Below are 19,316 nucleotides of genomic sequence, written 5' to 3' on the forward strand. Positions count from 1 at the left end.
ACGTGAGACGCTTCCCCTGGCGCATTCACCGGACGACACTCGGTTCATGTCGTGGGTGGGAAGGTCCGCAGCCGAAATAGCGGAGGCCGTGCGACGAGGGGAGGTCACCGCGCCGTCTGTCGTCGAGGAGCATCTTCAGGCGATCGCCGAACGTGACGGGCGCATCGGGGCGTTCCGCAGGGTCCGCGCCGAGCGGGCGCTCGCCGAGGCGCGGGCCGTACAGGAGCGAGAGGACCTGGCGGAGCTGCCGCTCGCGGGCGTGCCCGTGGCGATCAAGGACAACATCGCGATCAGGGGCGAGGCGGCGCGCAACGGGTCAGCGGCGACGTCGTCCGCCGCCGCAGCCGAGGACCACCCGGTGGTGGCCAGGCTCAGGGCGGCGGGCGCGGTGGTCGTCGGGATCACCAACGTGCCGGAGCTCTCCCTGGCCGGGTTCTGCGACAGCGTCTACGCCGTGACCCGCAATCCGTGGGACCCGAAGCGCACCCCCGGGGGGTCGTCGGGCGGCAGCGCGGCAGCGGTGGCCGCCGGGATGGTCCCGCTGGCCCACGGCACCGATGGGCTCGGCTCGCTGCGCATCCCCGCCGCCTGCTGCGGGATCGTCACGATCAAGCCTGGCCGGAAGGTGATCCCGCCACCCGAGCAGGACTGGTACGGCATGTCGGAGAACGGCCCGCTGGCCACGACCGTGACCGATCTCGCCCTGGCCCTGGCGGTGATGGCGGGCGACATGTCCCTGGCCCGCTCCGGCGTCTCCCTGGCGCCCTCCGGCGCATCATCCCCGAGGTCCTCCGGCGAGGGCGGGACGGGATCACTCTGGACCGACGGCGAGGGCGGGACGGTGCCGCTCTGGACCGACGGCGACATCGGCGGCCGTCCCGGCGGGCCGGTTCCCGCAGAGCCCTCGGGGCTGCGGATCGCGATGGCCCGCTCGCCGCTGCCACCGGGATTCACGGTCGATCCCGAGTTCCAGCGGGCGGTCGTCGAGGCGGCCCACACCCTCGGCTCCGCGGGACACACCGTGGTCGAGCACGAGGCGCGGCTGCCGAGCTGGCTGGGCAGGGCCACGATCGCCACCTGGTTCGCGTGCGCCCTGCGGGACGTGCGGGGACTCGACCCGCGCAGGCTTGAACGCCGTACCAGATCCCTGGCGAGGGCGGGCAGGTTGCTCGCCAGGATCGGGATGGACGGCTCGGCGCCCCGGGAGCGCTGGCGCGCCCGCGGGGCCGACCAGTGGTTCGGCGACGCCGACGTGCTCGTCACCCCGACACTGGCCGCCGCCCCTCCCCTCGCGGAGCGCTGGGGGCGCCGCGGGCTGCTGGAGAACACGCGCGTCAACGTGACGTACGCCCCCGCGACCAGCAGCTGGAACATGGCGGGCTGGCCCGCCGTCAGCATCCCGTACGGCTGGCACTCAACAGGCATGCCGATCGGCGTCCAGCTCGTCGCCCCTCCGGGGGGTGAGTCCCTGCTGCTGGGCCTGGCCCTGCAACTGGAGGCCGCCCATCCCTGGCTCCGCCACGCCCCGCTCACCTGAGAAGCTCGCTCGACGTCCATCGCTGTGCACTCTTCGTGCACTCTTCGCGCACTCGAAACGGACCGGGGCAGGCGGCCCGTCCCGGGTGGGACGGGCCGCCGCCGTGAGCCACGACGGACGCGGAGACCGGGCGGAACGGGCTCGGAGACCGGGCGGGACGGGCCGCCCGCCCGGTCATGACGGGCTCAGAGACCGTTCGGGTGCCAGACCGTCTTGGTCTCCAGGAACGCCGTCAGCCGCCTGGTGCCGGGGTCGGCGAACCAGTCGGCTCCGGCCGTTCCGCGGTTTCCCGCCGGGCGCAGGACGCGCTTGAGGTTCTCCGCGGCCGCCTCCTCGCACGCGATCGCCAGGTCCCCGTCGGTGACGCCGGTGAGGTCGAGGGCGTTGACGTCCATGTGCGCCGCCAGCCAGGGAGCTATCTCCGCCACCGAGCCGGTGAGGACGTTGACCACGCCGCCCGGCAGGTCGGAGGTCGCGAACACCTCGGCCAGGGTGATGGAGGGCAGCGGAGCCCGCTCACTGGCCACCACGACGCAGGTGTTGCCGGTGACGATCACCGGGGCGACCACCGAGACGAGCCCGAGCAGGGGATCGTCGGGGGCGACGACCGCGACGACGCCCGTCGGCTCCGGCGAGGAGAGGTTGAAGTACGGCCCGGCCACCGGGTTGGCCGACCCGGCCACCGCGGCGATCTTGTCCGACCAGCCCGCGTACCAGACCAGCCGGTCGACGGCCGCGTCGACGGCCCTGCCCGCCTCCGCCTTCCCGGTGCCCGCTTCGGCCAGCTCGGCGATGAACTGCGCCCTGCGGCCCTCCAGCATCTCGGCCACCCGGTAGAGGATCTGCCCCCGGTTGTACGGCGTCGCCCCCCACCAGCCGGGGAAGGCCTTGCGCGCGGCGGAGACCGCGTCGCGGGCGTCCTTGCGGGAGGCCTTGGACGCGTTGGCGAGGAAGTCTCCCCTCGAGGAGGTCACGGCGTAGGACCTTCCGCTCTCCGACCGCGGGAACGCCCCGCCGATGTACAGCTTGTAGGTCTTGCGCACGGCCAGCCGTACCGACTCGGCCTTACTCATCTCCCCGCCCTCTCCACGTGCTCTCCTGCTGTGCCAGCCGGGCCGGCACGAAGATCTGGCCGCAGCGGCTCACCCCGCACCGGTGGGCGAACCAGCCGCGCAGCACCGGACGACCGGCGCGGGCGAAGCCGTGGCCCCTGGTGGCCTGGGCGCGGCGGGGGCGGCGCCTGGACTCGCGGTTGTCACACATCGAGATACGCCTCCAGACCGTGACGTCCGCCTTCTCTTCCGTACCCGGACTCCTTGTAGCCGCCGAACGGCGACGCCGGGTCGAACCTGTTGAAGGTGTTGGCCCACACGACCCCGGCACGGAGCCTGTCGGCCATCCACAGGATGCGCGACCCCTTCTCGGTCCACACGCCCGCGGACAGGCCGAACGGGGTGTTGTTGGCCTTCTCGACCGCCTCCGCCGGAGTGCGGAAGGTCAGCACGGACAACACGGGGCCGAAGACCTCCTCCCTGGCGATCCGGTGCGACTGCGCGACCCCGGTGAAGATCGTCGGCGGGAACCAGAACCCCCGGTCGGGCAGCGGGCACACCGGGGACCAGCGCTCGGCGCCCTCCGCCTCCCCGAGGTCGGACAGCTCACGGATCTTGGCGAGCTGCGCCGCGGAGTTGATCGCGCCGATGTCGGTGTTCTTGTCCAGCGGGTCGCCGAGGCGGAGCGTGGCCAGGCGCCGCTTCAGCGCGCCGAGCAGTTCGTCGGCGACCGACTCCTGGACCAGCAGCCGCGAGCCCGCGCAGCAGACGTGCCCCTGGTTGAAGAAGATCCCGTTGACGACGCCCTCGACGGCCTGGTCCAGCGCGGCGTCGTCGAACACGATGTTGGCGGCCTTGCCGCCCAGCTCCAGGGTGACCTTCTTGCCGGAGCCCGCGACGGACCTGGCGATCAGGCGGCCGACCTCGGTCGAACCGGTGAAGGCGACCTTGTCGACGCCGGGGTGGTTCACCAGGGCGGCGCCGGTCTCGCCCGCGCCGGTCACGATGTTGACCACGCCAGGCGGGAGGTCGGCCTGCCGGCAGATCTCCGCGAACAGCAGCGCGGTCAGCGGGGTGGTCTCCGCGGGCTTGAGGACGACGGTGTTGCCGCAGGCCAGCGCGGGGGCGATCTTCCAGGCCAGCATGAGCAGCGGGAAGTTCCACGGGATGACCTGGCCCGCGACGCCCAGCGGCCTGGGGTCGGGGCCGTAGCCCGCGTAGCCCAGCTTGTCGGCCCAGCCCGCGTAGTAGAAGAAGTGCGCCGCGACCAGCGGCAGGTCGACGTCACGGGACTCGCGGATCGGCTTGCCGTTGTCCAGGGACTCCAGCACGGCCAGCTCGCGCGAGCGCTCCTGGATGATGCGGGCGATCCGGAACAGGTACTTGGCCCGCTCGGAGCCGGGCATGGCCGACCAGGTGCCGAACGCCTTCCTCGCGGCGCCGACCGCCCTGTCGACGTCCGCCTCCGTGGCCCAGGCGACCTCGGCCAGGACCTCCTCAGAGGCGGGGTTGATGGTCTTGTTGCGGTTGTCGCCCTCGGAGTCGACCCACTCTCCGCCGATGAACAGCTGGTAGGACGGCTTGATGTCGACGACGTCGCGGGACTCGGGGGCCGGTGCGTATTCGAACATCGATCAGTCCAAGGTGAAGTAGTCGGGGCCCGCGTACCTGCCGGTCGCCATCTTCTGGCGCTGCATCAGCAGGTCGTTGAGCACGCTGGACGCGCCGAGGCGGAACCAGTCGGGGTCCAGCCAGCCGTCGCCGACGGTCTCGTTGACGAGGACCAGCATCTTGATCGCGTCCTTGGTCGTCCGGATGCCGCCCGCGGGCTTCACCCCGACCTTGCGTCCCGTCGCGGACAGGAAGTCGCGAACCGCCTCCAGCATGACCAGCGTCACCGGGAGGGTCGCGGCGGGCTGCACCTTGCCCGTCGAGGTCTTGACGAAGTCGGCCCCGGCCAGCATGGCCAGCCAGGACGCGCGCCGTACGTTGTCGTAGGTCGCCAGCTCACCGGTCTCCAGGATCACCTTCAGGTGCGCGGCGCCCCGCGACGCGTCTCCCACGCGGTCGCAGGCGGCCTTGACCGCGGCGATCTCCTCGAAGACCTTGAGGTAGTCGCCGGAGAGGAAGGCCCCCCTGTCGATCACCATGTCGATCTCGTCGGCCCCGGCCGCGACCGCGAACGCGGTCTCGGCGACCTTGACGTCCAGGGACGACCGGCCGCTGGGGAACGCGGTCGCGACACTGGCGACCTTCACGCCGGAGCCGCCGAGCGCGCCCACCGCCTGGGCGACCAGGTCGGGGTAGACGCACACGGCGGCCACTTTCGGCACGGAGGGATCGTTCGGGTCGGGACGGACCGCCTTGGCGCACATCGCGCGAACCTTGCCCGGCGTGTCCGCGCCTTCGAGCGTCGTCAGGTCCACCATGCGGATGGCCAGGTCGATGGCCCACGCCTTGGCCGTGGTCTTGATCGATCGGGTGCCGAGCATCGCGGCTCGCTGGTCGGCGCCCACACGGTCGACACCGGGCAGGCCGTGGAGGAAGTTCCGCAACGCGACGTTGGACGAGGCCACGTCAGCGAGCGAAGCAGTCATAGTTGACACCTCTCCAGCATGCCGACTGGTCTGATTACTTCCAAACTGGACCCTGCCCAGTCCGGCCACTGGTTTTCGTCAACATTCGCCGACAGCGGCCAGGGGTCCGCGGGGTTTCGCCCGCCCCCGGCTCATCCCGGGACGGGTGGGGTCTGCCATGGAGTACGCGCCCGGCGAGCCCCGGGTGCCGATGGCCACCCGGCCATCGACGGCACCCGCGCCGCCGGTCGTCACGGCCGCGCCCATGACGACCACCGCCGTGACGGCGATGACACCCGGCCTGATTCCGGGGTTCGTTTCCGATGGCTCCTCTTTCTTCAGGAGCCGCATTTTCTTCAGGAGCCACAGCCGACCGGGCCATGTAGAACGTGACATCCGAAATGCCACAGAAGAATCCCATCGTTTTCCATATCTTCGCCGTATGCCCCTTCTCGGCATTCAGTGCCCCTTCTTGGCATCCGGGGCCACCCGCTCTCCACAGTCCCCACCCGACGGTCAAGCGTGCCGTTTTATACCACCAAATCCCTCAATCACCCACTTCATCCCCGAATGCAGCTATATACGATCCAACAAGATGAACGAAGAACGAAAATCCCCATGATTTTCAATCTTGGTTCTACGGTCGCCACAAACGGACTTCTCACCCGAGCGGGCGGCGATCATAATGACGGCCAGGATCTTCTCGTCCAGGAATGGGAGCGTTTTTCCATGCCGCACACCGCACCACCGGCCCCCGACGATCCGCAAGAGGTGGCGGGATACCGGGTCGTCGGGAGGTTGGGGGACTCCCAACCTGCGGACGGCTACCTGGCCGTCGGGCCCTCCTCGACACAGGCGATCATCAGGTTTCTCTCTCCGGGCGCGAACCCCGAGCGCTTCCTGCGCGCCATCGAGCCGCTGCGGGGCGTGGCGGCGTTCAGCGTGGCGCAGGTGCTGGACGGCGGGCTGCACGAGGGCAGGCCCTACATCATGACCGAGTACGTGGAGGGAGAGACGCTGGCCGAGGCGGTCGCAGAGAGCGGCCCCCTGCGCGACGCGGCCCTGGACCGGTTCGCCATCGGCACGATGGCCGCACTGGCCGCCATCCACCGGGCGGGTGTCGTGCACGGCGACGTCCGGCCGGAAACGATCGTGCTGGGTCCTGACGGTCCCATCGTCGTGGACTTCGGGCTCGCCCAGGCGCTCGGCACGGTCGAGGACGGTCCGACCAGATCCGTCGGAGTGCCCGCCCACCAGGCGCCCGAGCTGCTGGGAGGCTCTGCACCCAGCGCACCGGCCGACGTGTTCGCCTGGGCGTCGACGGTGGTCTTCGCCGCGACGGGCGTCTCTCCGTTCGCGGCTGAAACGATGGCCTCGACCATCAACCGGCTCCTGCACGACGAGCCGGACCTCACCGCGATTCCCGGGGAACTGGGCACGGTGCTGGCGGAGTGCCTGGCGAAGGAGCCGGATGCCCGGCCCGCGGCGAACATCGTGCTGCTGCGCCTGATCGGCGAGTCATCCCTTCTGGAGGCGGCCACCGCCATCGCCACCGGGCAGGTGGCCGAAACACCCGCGCCCGCCCGCCCCTCCAGGCGGCGTACCGGACGCGTCGTGCTGCTGGGCACGGCTTTCCTGGCCGTTGCCGCGCTCTCCGGCGCCGTGGTGTATCTGGCCCTGCCACGGGCCGCCACGACCGTCGCCCGGCCTTCCTCTCCGGTCTCGGCCAGCGTCGCTCCCCGCCCCGCCACGACGGCGAAGCCGACCGCCGCGCCGTGGCAGAAGGTCGAGAAGGCCTCGACGACGATCAAGCTCGAAGGCACGTCGATCACCGTGCACGAACACCCCTCCGACCCGGTCAAGATCAGTGCGTATCTGAAGGTGAAAAGCCCGTTCACCGCCTACCTGCGAGACAAATCCGGAAAATTCCGCCAGGTCGGCCAGACGGAGGAACCATCCCTGTCACCGAACGGAACCTGGCTGGCGATGGTCCCGTGGATCAAGTTCCTCGACTCCGACTACGACCGCGTGACCCTGCGCGACTCCGCCGCCGGAACGGAGTTCACGGTCAGCACGGTCAAGCAACCACTGCAGTCGATCTCGCCTGTCTGGTCACGGGACGGCTCCAGACTGCTGTTGTCCGTCCGCGACCCCGAAAAGAAGATCATCACCGGTTTCGTGCTTGTCGATCCGGTGGCCAGGACCGCCAGCTACGTGGAGGCCGAGTACACCGGCAGCGAGGACCTGGTCTTCGGTTTCACCCCCGATGGACGGATCGCCCGCGGCTTCACGGACGGGAAACGGGTAGGAATCGACTTCTACGACACGACCGGGCGAGTGATCCGGTCGATGCCCTGGGTTGGCCGTCCGCGCGACCGCTCCTGGTTCTCCCCTTCAGGAGCGGTCTTCGCCACCGTCTGCCCGAAAGACGATGAAAGCCTCTGCGTCTGGGACGCCGCCACGGGAAACCGGCGGACGACGGTCCCGATTCCACCGCAGGCGCGCTGGTTCGGCTGGTTCAATGACGACAACGTCCTGATTCAGGTTCCGCACAAGAAGGAGTTCCGGATCCAGGTGATGGACTTCGCGGGGACGGTGCGACGCGTCCTGGCCGACGTGCCCGACCAGAAAGAGGCGTTCCTGAGGTTCGCGGGGACCCCGCGCTGATGCCCCTCGTCGCACCGCTCCTCGCCGGAGATCCGGACTCCGTGGCCGGGTATCGCGTGCTCGGCCGGCTCGGCTCCGGCGGGCAGGGCGTGGTGTACCTGGCGAAGTCGCCGGACGGAGAGCGTGTCGCGATCAAGGTGATGATCCGGCCTCTGACAGGGGAGGACCCGGCGACGCTTCCGGCCGAGACCGAACTCGCCCGCAGGGTTCGCGCCTTCTGCACCGCCCAGGTGCTTCAGACCGGAGTGGCCGGCGGCCGGCCCTACATCGTGACCGAGTATGTCGAAGGCCCGAACCTGGCGCAGGTGATCAAGGAGCGTGGCGCGTTGCGCGGCTCCGAACTGGGCAGGCTGGTGATCGGCACGATGACCGCCCTGGCCGCGATCCATCGGGCGGGGGTGGTGCACCGCGACTTCAAACCGGCCAACGTCCTGCTCGGCCGGGACGGCCCACGGGTGATCGACTTCGGCATCGCCCGCCTGCTGGACGCCACCGGCACCGGCGAAGTGATCGGTACGCCGCCCTACATGGCGCCGGAACAGTTCGAAGCGGAGGGTTCCGGGCCACCGGCCGACATGTTCGCCTGGGCCTGCACCATCGTCTGTGCCGCCACCGGCAGCCCTCCGTTCGGCACCGAGCCTGTACCCGTGGTGATCCATCGGATCCTGCACGTGCAGCCCGATCTGGACCGCCTGGAAGGCCTGGACGACGAGGTACGGGATCTGGTGATCGCCTGCCTGGACAAGAATCCCGCACGGCGGCCCACCGCGGCCCAGGCCCTGATGCGCCTGCTGGGCGAGCAGGTGCCGCCGGAGAGGATGTTCGGCGAGGGCAGCGAGCGAGCCCGGCCGCCGCACCGGCCTGCGCGGTCCCGCGGGCTCTGGCTCCGGATCACGACGCTAATGGCCGGCACCGGGCTGATCGTGGGTGGTCTGGCCGCCCTCCGGTACGGCGGATCGGACGACCGCCCGCCGGTCTCGTCACACTCCCCGTCGCCCCCGGCGATCCAGCCGACCATGGCTCCCGCCTCGGCGTCCGAGACCGCGCTCACCGGTTCCGGGGTTCGGCTGCTCGAGAACCCCGCCGACGGGATCTGGGTCTCCTCCTACCAGGACCCACGACGGGAGGGCAGCCCCGCTTTCGTGCGCGATCCCCGCTCGGGAGCCTTCGCCTACGTCGGCAACCTGCAGACTCCGGTGGTGGCCCCGGGTGGGCGCTTCGTCGCATCACTCATGGCGAGCCGTCTGGTCGCACCGGACTACGACCGCATACGCGTCACGGACCGCGCCTCCGGTGCCGCCTACGACATCCGCACCGTCGACCGGCCAATGATCACCGACAACCCGAACTGGTCCGCGGACGGCACCGAGATCCTGCTCACCGTTTACGACGGCATCGCCGACGACCGGCCGACCGTCGGCTTCGTCGTGGTGAACGCGATCGAGCGCACGGCGCGGATCACCCGGCTGCCCGTTCCCGGGCACCGTACCTATCTGTGGGGTCCCGAACCCGGCACCGTCATGCGCCGCGACTCCGGCGAAACAGTCCAGACCTACAGCCGGGACGGCCGACCGCTACGGACCTTCCCCGGTGTGGGCCGGCTGATCGACGCACGACACGGTAAGACCCCTGGAAACGGCATTTTCCTCACCTTCTGCCCGGACCGGTCCGGGGATCGGTGTGTCTGGAACTATCCGGACGGTGCGCGACGGGCCCGGATTCGACTCGACAAGCAGGTCACCGTATACGGCTGGCTCTACTCCGAGCACTTACTGGCGGTCCGCAGGGGCAAAGAGGTCACAGAGGTGGTGGCGCTGGACATCTCAGGAAAGACCATCCGAGTGCTCGCCCGCGGTCCCTCCGCCGATCTCAAAAAGATCGTTCTCTGGTACACGGCGAAGTAAGGCGCTGAAGCCGTGACGGCCGGGCTCCGGCGGCTTCACGGATCATCCCGAAACGATCAGTAAGGCGGTCGGCCTCCGCCCTAGGTATCTCCGGCCTCCAGGACCGCATGGAGATAGGGCATCCGTCCGATGTGGCGGGTGGGGCCTTAGGACGACTCTTGAGTGTGTAAGGAAGTCGCACCACCCGGGACAACGGTCCCGTGAGGAGGATCCAGAGATGGCTCCCGAGTTTCACCTTCAACTGATCGACCAGCGGGCGTCCCAGCTTCGCAAGGAGGCGGCCGACTACCGCCGTGCCCGCGAGGCCAAGCAGGAGAAGGACAAGCAGGACAAGCCCTCCTCCGGCGAGCGCCGCAAGGGCCTCTTCCGCAGGATCGCCTCCGCATGACCACGCCACGAGAGCCCGGCCGTCTCCTCCCGTCCGGCCGGGCCTCCCAGCCCCCGTAGGTCCTTTCGCTGAGCGATAAATGGGAAGAGGATCGCATGTAAGGCATGACATGCTGGAACACATGATGGGTCGGGCGGTAAGCCCCGTCTTCGTGGGGCGGGAGGCGGAACTCGCTGGCCTGGCCGAGGCCTTCGAGCAGGCACGGGACAACGCGGCCGCCGCGGTTTTGCTGGGGGGCGAGGCCGGGGGCGGCAAGTCACGGCTGATCGGGCGCTTCGCCGAACAGGCCGCGGGCGACGGGGCGCACGTGCTCATCGGCGGCTGCGTCGAGCTGTCGACCGAGGGTCTCGCCTACGCGCCGTTCACGGCGGCGATCCGCCAGCTCGTGCGCGAGTCCAGCGCGGAGGAGGTCGCCGCGCTGTTGCCGGGGGGCGGAGCGCGCGACCTGGCCAGGCTGCTGCCCGAGTTCGGGGAGCCGAGCGGAGACGTCGAGACCGACACCGCCAGGGCACGGCTCTTCGAGCAGATCCTCACCCTGCTGGAACGGCTGGCCGAACGCCGTCCGGTGGTCCTGGTCATCGAGGACATCCACTGGGCCGACCGCTCGAGCCGCGACCTGATCGCCTTCCTCAGCCGGAACCTCCGCGCCGCGCCGGTCCTGATGATCCTCACCTACCGCTCCGACGACCTGCACCGTCAGCACCCGCTCCGCCCCGTGCTCGCCGAGCTGGGGCGGGTCGACGGGGTCGTCAGGCTGGACCTGCCGCGGCTCACCCGGGACGAGGTCGCCGCCCAGATGGCCGGGATCCTCGGCAGGACCCCCGAGTTCGCGCTGGTCGGCCAGATCTTCGAACGCAGCGAGGGCATCCCCCTGTTCGTCGAGGCGCTCCTCGAGTGCGGCGAGGAGTGCTCCTACCCCGACTCCCTGCACGACCTGATCATCGGCGCCGTCGAGCAGCTCCCCGACGAGACCCAACGGCTGCTGCGCATCGCCGCCGCGGGCGGGATCCGGGTCGGCCACGCCCTGCTCGCCGCGGTCAGCGGGCTGTCCGACGTCGACCTGGAGGACACGCTGCGGCCCGCCATCGCGGCCAACGTGCTGCAGGTCGCCGACAGCCGGGCCTACGTCTTCCGGCACTCCCTGATCCGCGAGGCCGTACACGACGAGCTGCTGCCCGGCGAGCACACACGGCTGCACGCCCGCTTCGCCGAGGAGATCGGCAGGGACCGCACCCTGGTTCCCATGGGCCGGGCCGCCATCGAGATCGCCCACCACTGGTACTCCGCCCGCGACGACGTGTGGGCCCTCATCTCTGCCTGGGAGGCGGCGGCGAAAGCCGCGAAGACCTTCGCCTACAACGAGAAGATGCAGTTGCTGGGGCGAGTGCTCATGCTGTGGAACAAAGTCCCCGACGCCTCCTCACGGATCGGCGTCGACCACACCACCGTCCTGGAACAGGCCTCGGAGGCCGCCCACGCCTGCGGCGAGATCGACAGGGGCATGAAGTACGTCAAGGCCGCGCTGGACGAGCTGGACGAGCGCGCCGAGCCGGAACGGGTGGCCGAGCTGGTCGTACGGCTGTCACAGTTCAAGCTGTCCAAGCACAGGCCCGGGGTGCTCGACGACCTGCGCTACGCGGCGCGGCTGGTCCCGGACCCCAAGCCCGACCGCGCCCACGTGCTGTCCAAGCTGGGCTCGTTCCTGATCTTCCGCGGTGAGGTCGTCGAGGGCACAGCGCTCACCGAAGAGGCGCTGCAGATCGCCCGCGAGCACGGGGACGAGTGCCTTGAGGCCGACCTGCTGCTCAACCTCGCCATGGGTCACTCGATCGAAGGGTGCCTCGACAAGACGGTCGCCGTCAACGCGACCGCCCAGGCGATCGGCGAGCGCACGGGCTCGGGTCGCCTCCTATTACGCGCCATGGCCAACACGGTGGACGCGCTCAACAACATGGGCCGTTCCGTTGAGGCGATCGAGCTGGCGCTCGAAGGCGAGCGGCTGGCCAGGAAGTACGGCCGCTACCGTCTCTCCGGGACCTTCATGGCCAACAACAGGGCCGAGGCGCTGGAGGCGCTGGGCCGCTTCGAGGAGGCGGCCCAGCTGGCCGAGCAGGCGCTCACCATGGACCCGACCCTGCGCACCCGGCACCACCTGCGCCGGATCCGCGCGGACGTGGCGATCGCGCGCGGCGAGCTCGACGTGGTGAGATCGGTGCTGAACGAGGTGGACTCCTTCGCCGTCCAGGAGGAGTTCGCCCAGGAGCGATGGGCCAACGTCCGGCTCAGGATCGGCCTGTACCTCCTCGGCGACGAACCAATGGCCGCCCTGGAGATGGCCGAGCGGGTCATCCACGAGGCCCGGCTCACGAACAAGCCCATGCTGGGCTGGCGGGTGCTCGCCCTGCTGTCCACGGTCGTCGAGACCACGGAGACGCTCGCGCCGGAGCGGGCGGCGGCGCTGCGTTCCCTGGTGGAGGAGACCGGGGCCGTGATGGGCTCGCACAGCCCGGTCGCCGAGGCCTACCGGCTCAGCATCGGCCGCGACCACGACGCCGCCGCCACCGCCTGGGAGCGGCTCGACCGTCCTTTCTCTCGCGCCAAGTCGCTGCTCCACGCGGGGCGAGCGGCGGCGGGCGCGGGTGACCGCGAGGGTGCCGCGGTACGGCTGCGCACGGCCTACCCGATCGCCCTGGCGCTGTCGGCCCGGCCTCTGGTCACCGAGATCGAGGCGCTGGCCCGCAGGATCGGGGTGTCCCTCACGGGGGAGGGCGCCCCGGTCACGCCACCCGCGACGACGTCGCTGACCCCCCGCGAGCAGGAGGTCCTCCGGCTGGTCGCCCAGGGGCGGTCGAACCGCGACATCGCGACCGAGCTGTTCATCTCGGCCAAGACCGTGAGCGTGCACGTCTCGAACATCCTGGGCAAGCTCGGCGTCTCGACCAGAGGTGAGGCCGCGGCGGCGGCGCACCGCCTCGCCCTGATCGGCTGATTTCCTGCATCATGGGATCGGTCGGGGCGGGAAACCTGGATCGGCCGGGGCGGAGAACCGCGGGATCGGTCAAGGCGGGGAGAGGGGAAGCAGATGCGGAGCGAGAACAACATCGCCTTCGGCATGTCCGCTGCGCCCTCCCAGACACCGGGAGCACGTGAGACCCCCTCCGAGGCTGCGGGAATCCGCGATGCGGTCGCCGCCAACCTGCGCCGCACCCGCCTGGCGCGTGGTCTCAGTGTCCGGGAGCTGGCCGAGCTGACCGGCGTGAGCAAGGCACTCGTCTCCCAGGTCGAACGCGGCGTCGCCAATCCCACGGTCGAGGTGCTGTCACGCCTCGCGACCGCCCTTGAGCTGACCTTCGGCGAGCTGACGCGCATCCACCTGGTAGGGCCCGAGGTCATCCGGCGCAGCGAGAGCGTTCCCCTGCTGGTCGGCGACAGCGCGATCCGCACCCTGTTCGCCGCCCCGGACCGGCGCCGCTTCGAGCTGGCCGAGGGCGACATTCCCGCCGGAACCCGCAGCGCGAAGAGCTCGCACGGCCGGGGCTCGGTCGAGCACGCCTACGTGGTCTCCGGCGAGGTGACGGTCGAGACCGGCGAGTGGTCGGTGACCCTCACCGCCGGTGACGCCCTGCGCTTCGCCTCTGAGTCCGACCACATCTACGCGACCGGGGCCGTCCCGTGCCGGGTGCTGACGTTGATCTCCTTCTCCGAGGATTGAGCTCTCCTGCCCGAGGTTCGCGCTGCGGTGGGCGAGGTTCGCGCTGCGGTGGGCGAGGTTCGCGCTGCGGTGGGCGAGGTTCGCGCTGCGGTGGGCGAGGTTCGCGCTGCGGTGGGCGGGGTTCGCGCTGCGGTGGGCGGGTGGTCCGGCCGGCCGTCGTTGGTTGATCTCTGGGTGGTTCAGGCCTCCGGCCTGGCGGGCGCGGTGGTTTCCGTCCTTTAATACGCCGGCCGGACCACCCGCCCACCTCCGCGCCATCGTGCCCCTTCGTACGGCCCGCGGACCGTAGCCGCTTCCTTTCCCGCCGCCCAGTGTTCCGGCGGTGGCTGAAGCGATCGGTTACGGGTTCGGTTCAGGGCCGGTCGCCGTAGCTGAAGCTCCTGTGCGGGAAGGAGCGCAGGGCTGGGCGCCGTAGGGTCCTACTCCGCGGGGACCGCGGCGACGGCTTCGATCTCGATCAGGAGGTCGGGGCGGAACAGTCCCGCGACCTGCACGAGCGAGCTGGTCGGCGGGCGGTCCAGGTTGATGAACTCGTCGCGTACGGCCCGCACGGTCGCCAGCTCCGAGGTGTCCACGACGAAGATCGTCAGCTTGAACACGTCGTCCCAGGTCGCCCCGCCCGCCTCAAGCGCGGCCCCGACGTTCTGCATGACCAGGCGCGTCTGCGCCTCCCAGTCTCCCGCGGCGGCCACCGTCCCCTCAGCCGTGATCGGGACCTGCCCCGAGGTCCAGACGATCCTGCTGCCCGGCGGAATGCTGGCGACGTGGCTGTAGCCGTTGGTCGGGGGCAGGGTCGCGGGCGTGCCGAACTCGATCGATGTCATGTGTCCGTTCCTTGTGCTGTGCCGCCTAATCGCTGGAAACTCTGTCAGATCCTCTCCGTCCCCTCGACTCAGGCCTGCCCGATAGGGCGATCCCGTCCGGCGGTCCCATCCGGCGGTCCCATCCGGCGGTCCCATCCGGCGGGGCGGGCCTCCCGATGAGGGCCCTGCCTGACGGGTGCGCCCATCTGACGGGGTGGGTTTATCCGACAGACAGGCCCATCCGACGAGGGGAAGAGGCCAAGGCGGAATAGTAAGTAATTTCGGTATTCATTGTTTTCATGGAGCTCGACATCGAGGCGAGAGTTGTTTGACATGGGGAACATTTCTGAATGGTGATGATTTTCGAGCGTTATTTTGGATAAGTTGATATTGGGGGGCCAGGGGCGGTCGGTGTGTGCCGTACACGGTCGGTGGTTTCTCGGTTATGTCGGGGATGTGGGTGGGGCTCGGCGGATGTCGTCCTGAGGCGGAGGAACTCGGCCGCGTCGGTTCAGGTGCCGGGCGGGAAGCGTTTCGAACGCGGTTGATCGCGAAGCGTTACTTATCAGGTAGGCGGCTGAATGCACCCGGATTGAGTGCTCCCCCGCACGGTTTCGGTCATGGACCTCTAAGCTTTCAGGCAATGACGAGCGAGAGCCAGGAGCACGACGGGGCGTCCGTCCCTGTCGAGGACGAGGTGGGCGTGGTCGCCGAAGAAACCCAGAAGGCCGTCAAGGGCAAGAAGAAGGGCTCCTTCTGGAAGGAGCTGCCCGTCCTGATCGTCATCGCGCTGGCCTTCGCTCTCGTGATCAAGACCTTCGTGGTCCAGGCGTTCTACATCCCGTCCGAGTCGATGGAGAACACCCTCCTGGTCAACGACCAGATCCTGGTGAACAAACTCGTCTACCGCGTCCGTGACATCGAGCGCGGCGACGTGGTGGTCTTCTCCGGCGTCGACTCCTGGGATGAGAAGGTGCAGGTTGAGGAGCCGTCCAACCCGGTCGCCGGCTTCTTCCACTGGGTCGGCACCATGTTCGGCGTCGTTCCCAGCGAGAGGGACTACGTCAAGCGGGTCATCGGCGTGCCCGGCGACACGGTGAAGTGCTGCGACGCCCAGGGGCGGGTCACGGTGAACGGGGTGCCCCTCGACGAGAAGGGCTACCTCTATCCCGGAGACGTGCCCTCGTACAAGTTCTTCGAGACCAAGGTCCCGCCGGGCCGCCTGTGGGTGATGGGCGACCACCGCTCGGTGTCCTACGACTCCCGCCTGCACATGAACAACCCGGGCGGCGGGTCCATCCCGATCGACAAGGTCATCGGCCGGGCCTTCGTGGTCATGTGGCCGTTCTCCAGGGCGGCGGTCATCCCCATCCCCGACACGTTCGGCCAGCCCGCATTGAAGGCGGCCTCGGCCGTCGGCGGGGCGGCGCCACTGGTCGCCGGGTTCGCGGGCGCGGTGCCCGTGGTGCTCTGGCGCCGCCGCAGGCTGTCGAGGCACACGGTCGCCGCGAGGCCGGTTCCGTGAGGCGTGACTTCCGGGCTCCGGAAGTCACGACCACCGCCGCGACCACTCACCTCCACCGTGCCTGCGACCTTCCCGGCGCCGGTACGGCGAGTGATGAGATGGAGCGGATCGGCGCCGGTGAACCGCGCCCGGCCCGGTGAACGTTCCCGGTCACCGCACCATCCCGGCCACCGCACTACCGGTCGGCGAGGGGGCGCATCAGCGCCCGCAGGGCCCCGAGATCGGGAGTGGCCCGGAAGGCGGCGACCAGTCATTCGACTTGGTATACAAATTTTTGAGCAGCTTGGCGGTCGACCGCCACTAACATCCCATCCCTACAGGGATTATGTCGCAGCCCACGAGTCAGACTGTTGACGATGATTGAAATGTTGTATACCAACATGGCGTACCAACGTCTTCGTCTACGACTGGAGCCATGACATGCAAAGCACTCTCGTGCTCACCGGCGCCGTGCTGGCCAACGCCTCGCGGGCCGACATCGTGATCGACGGCGAGCTGGTCACGGCGGTCGAGCCGGAGGGCACCGCCGTACGCGAGGGCGCGCGAGTGATCGACCTCGCGGGTTCGCTGCTGCTGCCCGCGTTCGTCGAAGGTCACGCGCACCTGGACAAGACCTTTCTCGGCGCCGCCTGGCAGCCACGCGTGCCCGGCTCGACCGTGCGCGAGCGGGTGGAGATCGAGCGGGCCATGCGGCGCAGTCTCACCGTCCCGGTCCGGGACCGCGCGCTGGCGCTCGTCGAGCAGATGGTGGGCTACGGCACCGGCCACATCCGCTCACACGTGGATATCGACCTCGACCTCGGCCTGTCCGGCCTGCACGCCCTGCTGGAGGTCAGGGAACAATGCGCCGACCGGGTGACGATCCAGCTCGTGGCCTTCCCGCAGAGCGGCGTGCTCGCCGACCCGGGTGTGGCCGAGCTTCTCGACGCGGCCCTGGCAGAGGGCGCGGACGTCGTCGGCGGCCTGGACCCCTGGGCGTTCGACGGCGACGTGGACGGCCATCTCGCGGTCGTCTTCGGCCTCGCGGAGAAGCACGGAGCGGGCGTCGACATCCATCTGCACGACGCCGACGAGCGTGGACTGGAGCAGCTCGCCGCGATCGCGGGCTGTACGGTCGCGGCAGGGCTGCAGGGACGGGTCTCGGTCAGCCATGCCTACTGTCTCGGCAGCGGCCTCGACGAGGTGGCGCAAACCGCCGAGCTGCTCGCCGAGGCCAATGTGGCGATCATGACCAGCGGCCCCGCCGGACTCATGCCTCCGGTGAAACGGCTGCGCGCCGCCGGGGTCACGGTCTTCTCCGGCTCGGACAACATCCGCGACGCCTGGTGGCCGTACGGCAACGGCGACATGCTGGAACGCGCCTCAATGGTGGGCTACCAGTCGGGCTTCTACACCGACGAGGACCTGGCCGTCGCGGCCGACCTCGTCACCGTGGCCGGAGCGAAGGCGCTCGGGCTCGACCGGTACGGCGTCGCCCCCGGCTGCCGCGCCGATCTCGTCGCGGTCGCCTGCGACACCCTCGCGGAGGCGGTCGCGGCCCATCCGCCCAGGTCTCTCGTGTTGCACGGAGGCCGCGTCATCCGCTGACCGACCCCTCTCCCATAGATAGCTGACACCTAAAATATTTAGCGCTAAGGTTTATTGGCGAGGTCGGATCCATGGGAGGTTCAGGTCAGTGGATGAGATTCTGGTCGGCGGCGTCTGGCGTCGCGGTGGCGGAGCGCCGATCGAAACCCGAAACCCGGCAACCGGCGACGTCATCGCCGTGCTGCACGGGGCGAGTGTGGACGACGTGGAGGACGCCGTGCGCTCAGCGCGGCGGGCGGCGGCCGACCCGTCGTGGCGGGCCCTGCTCCCCCATGAGCGGGCCCGTCACCTGACGCGGATCGCCGACCTGATCGGCGAGCGGGCCGAGGAGTTGGCCAGGCTGCAGACGGCCGACACCGGCAAGTCCATCAACGAGACCCGGGCGCTGGTGGCGAGCGCCTCGGGCACCTTCCGCTACTTCGCCGCCGCGTTGGAGACGATGGAGGGGGCGCTGACCCCGGCCAGAGGGCCGTACCTCACGATGAGTGTGCACGAGCCCATCGGGGTCATCGGGGCGATCACCCCGTGGAACTCCCCCATCGCCAGCGACGCCCAGAAGCTCGCGCCCGCGCTCGCGGGTGGCAACGCGGTGGTGCTCAAGCCCGCCGCGTGGACCCCCCTGGTCGCGCTCGCGCTCGGCAGGTTGATCACCGACTCCGGGCTGCCGCCCGGCCTGCTGTCGGTGCTTCCCGGCCCCGGCCGGGAGATCGGCGAGGCGATCGTCAGGCATCCGGGGGTCGGCAAGGTCTCCTTCACCGGCGGCACCGCCACCGGGCGGTCCATCGGGGCCATCGCCGCGGAGAAGATCATGCCGGTCTCCCTGGAACTGGGTGGGAAGTCGCCCACGATCGTCTTCTCCGACGCCGACCTCGACCAGGCGGTCGCGGGCATCCTGTTCGGCGTCTTCTCCTCGTCCGGGCAGAGCTGCATCGCGGGATCGCGGGTCTTCATCCAGGCCGACATCTACGACGAGGTGCTCGACCGGCTGGTCAGGCAGGCCGAGAGGCTGCGGGTCGGCCCGGGAACCGACCCCGCGACGCAGGTCGCGCCGCTGGTGACGCACGCCCACCGGGACCAGGTCGCGGCCATGGTCGAGCGGGCGAGGAAGGAGGGCGCCCGTGTGCTGTGCGGGGGCCGCGCGCCCGAGGGACCGGGGGCGTACTACCTGCCGACCATCCTGGACGGGCTGCCGAACAGGTCGGTGACCTGCCAGGAGGAGATCTTCGGCCCGGTGCTGGTCGCGCTGCCGTTCACCGACGAGGAGGACCTGGTCGCCCAGGCGAACGACACGGTGTACGGCCTGGCGTGCGGCATCTGGACCGGCGACTACCGCAAGGCGTGGCGGGTCGCGGGACGGATCGAGGCGGGTACGGTCTGGATCAACACCTACAAGCAGTTCAGCATCTCCACGCCCTTCGGCGGGATGAAGGAGAGCGGGATCGGCAGGGAGAAGGGCCGCGAGGGCATCCTCGCCTACACCAGGCAGCGGAGCCTCTACTGGGGACTCAGCGAGGACCCGCTGCCCTGGGCCGCCGTCTGAAAAGCCGTCACAAAAGGGGTTCACC

Annotated in this window: 14 protein-coding genes; 9 read left to right on the forward strand and 5 right to left on the reverse strand. The window is 69.8% G+C overall.

The features are described 5' to 3' along the window. Positions 1–46: 46 nt before the first annotated feature. Positions 47–1,537, forward strand: a complete 1,491-nt coding sequence (locus tag AB0395_RS20735) for an amidase family protein (protein ID WP_366282750.1) — start codon at positions 47–49, stop codon at positions 1,535–1,537. A 185-nt stretch (positions 1,538–1,722) separates the two neighbouring features. Here AB0395_RS20735 and AB0395_RS20740 read toward each other — a convergent pair whose 3' ends face one another. Genes AB0395_RS20740 through deoC form a run of 4 tightly spaced genes read right to left on the reverse strand, consistent with a single transcriptional unit; the run spans position 1,723 to position 5,186 of the window. Next, complete coding sequence (locus tag AB0395_RS20740) at positions 1,723–2,610, reverse strand: aldehyde dehydrogenase family protein (protein ID WP_366282752.1); 888 nt, start codon at positions 2,608–2,610, stop codon at positions 1,723–1,725. Next, positions 2,603–2,800 (reverse strand): hypothetical protein, encoded by a 198-nt coding sequence (locus tag AB0395_RS20745; protein ID WP_366282753.1) that lies wholly within the window; start codon positions 2,798–2,800, stop codon positions 2,603–2,605. The genes AB0395_RS20740 and AB0395_RS20745 overlap by 8 nt, the downstream gene beginning before the upstream one ends. Next, positions 2,793–4,220, reverse strand: a complete 1,428-nt coding sequence (locus AB0395_RS20750) for an aldehyde dehydrogenase family protein (protein WP_366282755.1) — start codon at positions 4,218–4,220, stop codon at positions 2,793–2,795. Before AB0395_RS20750 ends, AB0395_RS20745 begins: the two co-directional genes overlap by 8 nt. Before the next feature lie 3 nt (positions 4,221–4,223). Next, entirely contained in the window at positions 4,224–5,186 is a 963-nt protein-coding gene (gene deoC, locus AB0395_RS20755; RefSeq protein ID WP_366282756.1) for a deoxyribose-phosphate aldolase, read from the reverse strand. Positions 5,187–5,894: 708 nt separating this feature from the next. On the opposite strand from deoC, the gene AB0395_RS20760 reads away from it, so the two are divergent. The 5 genes from AB0395_RS20760 to AB0395_RS20780 all read left to right on the forward strand — a co-directional run bounded on the left by AB0395_RS20760 (position 5,895) and on the right by AB0395_RS20780 (position 13,836). Then, on the forward strand, positions 5,895–7,832 hold the full coding sequence (locus tag AB0395_RS20760) for a protein kinase (RefSeq protein WP_366282758.1): 1,938 nt from the start codon (positions 5,895–5,897) through the stop codon (positions 7,830–7,832). Beyond that, complete coding sequence (locus AB0395_RS20765) at positions 7,832–9,736, forward strand: serine/threonine-protein kinase (protein ID WP_366282759.1); 1,905 nt, start codon at positions 7,832–7,834, stop codon at positions 9,734–9,736. Before AB0395_RS20760 ends, AB0395_RS20765 begins: the two co-directional genes overlap by 1 nt. Before the next feature lie 217 nt (positions 9,737–9,953). Beyond that, entirely contained in the window at positions 9,954–10,124 is a 171-nt protein-coding gene (locus AB0395_RS20770) for a hypothetical protein (RefSeq protein WP_366282761.1), read from the forward strand. Between the two features lie 121 nt (positions 10,125–10,245). Continuing rightward, positions 10,246–13,113 carry an AAA family ATPase gene (locus tag AB0395_RS20775; RefSeq protein WP_366282763.1) on the forward strand — a complete coding sequence of 956 codons (2,868 nt, stop codon included), beginning with the start codon at positions 10,246–10,248 and terminating at the stop codon, positions 13,111–13,113. Between the two features lie 93 nt (positions 13,114–13,206). Continuing rightward, positions 13,207–13,836: an XRE family transcriptional regulator gene (locus tag AB0395_RS20780; RefSeq protein WP_366282765.1), complete on the forward strand. Its 630-nt coding sequence runs from the start codon at positions 13,207–13,209 to the stop codon at positions 13,834–13,836. Between the two features lie 419 nt (positions 13,837–14,255). On the opposite strand, the gene AB0395_RS20785 is transcribed toward AB0395_RS20780, so the two are convergent. Continuing rightward, on the reverse strand, positions 14,256–14,660 hold the full coding sequence (locus tag AB0395_RS20785) for a RidA family protein (RefSeq protein WP_366282767.1): 405 nt from the start codon (positions 14,658–14,660) through the stop codon (positions 14,256–14,258). Between the two features lie 622 nt (positions 14,661–15,282). On the opposite strand from AB0395_RS20785, the gene lepB reads away from it, so the two are divergent. The 3 genes from lepB to AB0395_RS20800 all read left to right on the forward strand — a co-directional run bounded on the left by lepB (position 15,283) and on the right by AB0395_RS20800 (position 19,291). Beyond that, positions 15,283–16,164, forward strand: coding sequence for a signal peptidase I (gene lepB / locus AB0395_RS20790; protein WP_366282769.1), 882 nt, complete (start codon positions 15,283–15,285; stop codon positions 16,162–16,164). A gap of 420 nt (positions 16,165–16,584) precedes the next feature. Continuing rightward, entirely contained in the window at positions 16,585–17,751 is a 1,167-nt protein-coding gene (locus AB0395_RS20795; RefSeq protein ID WP_366282771.1) for an amidohydrolase family protein, read from the forward strand. 88 nt (positions 17,752–17,839) lie between these two features. After that, complete coding sequence (locus AB0395_RS20800) at positions 17,840–19,291, forward strand: aldehyde dehydrogenase (protein WP_366282773.1); 1,452 nt, start codon at positions 17,840–17,842, stop codon at positions 19,289–19,291. Positions 19,292–19,316 lie beyond the last annotated feature (25 nt).

This window comes from Streptosporangium sp. NPDC051023 (assembly GCF_040689595.1).
Taxonomy (GTDB): Bacteria; Actinomycetota; Actinomycetes; order Streptosporangiales; family Streptosporangiaceae; genus Streptosporangium.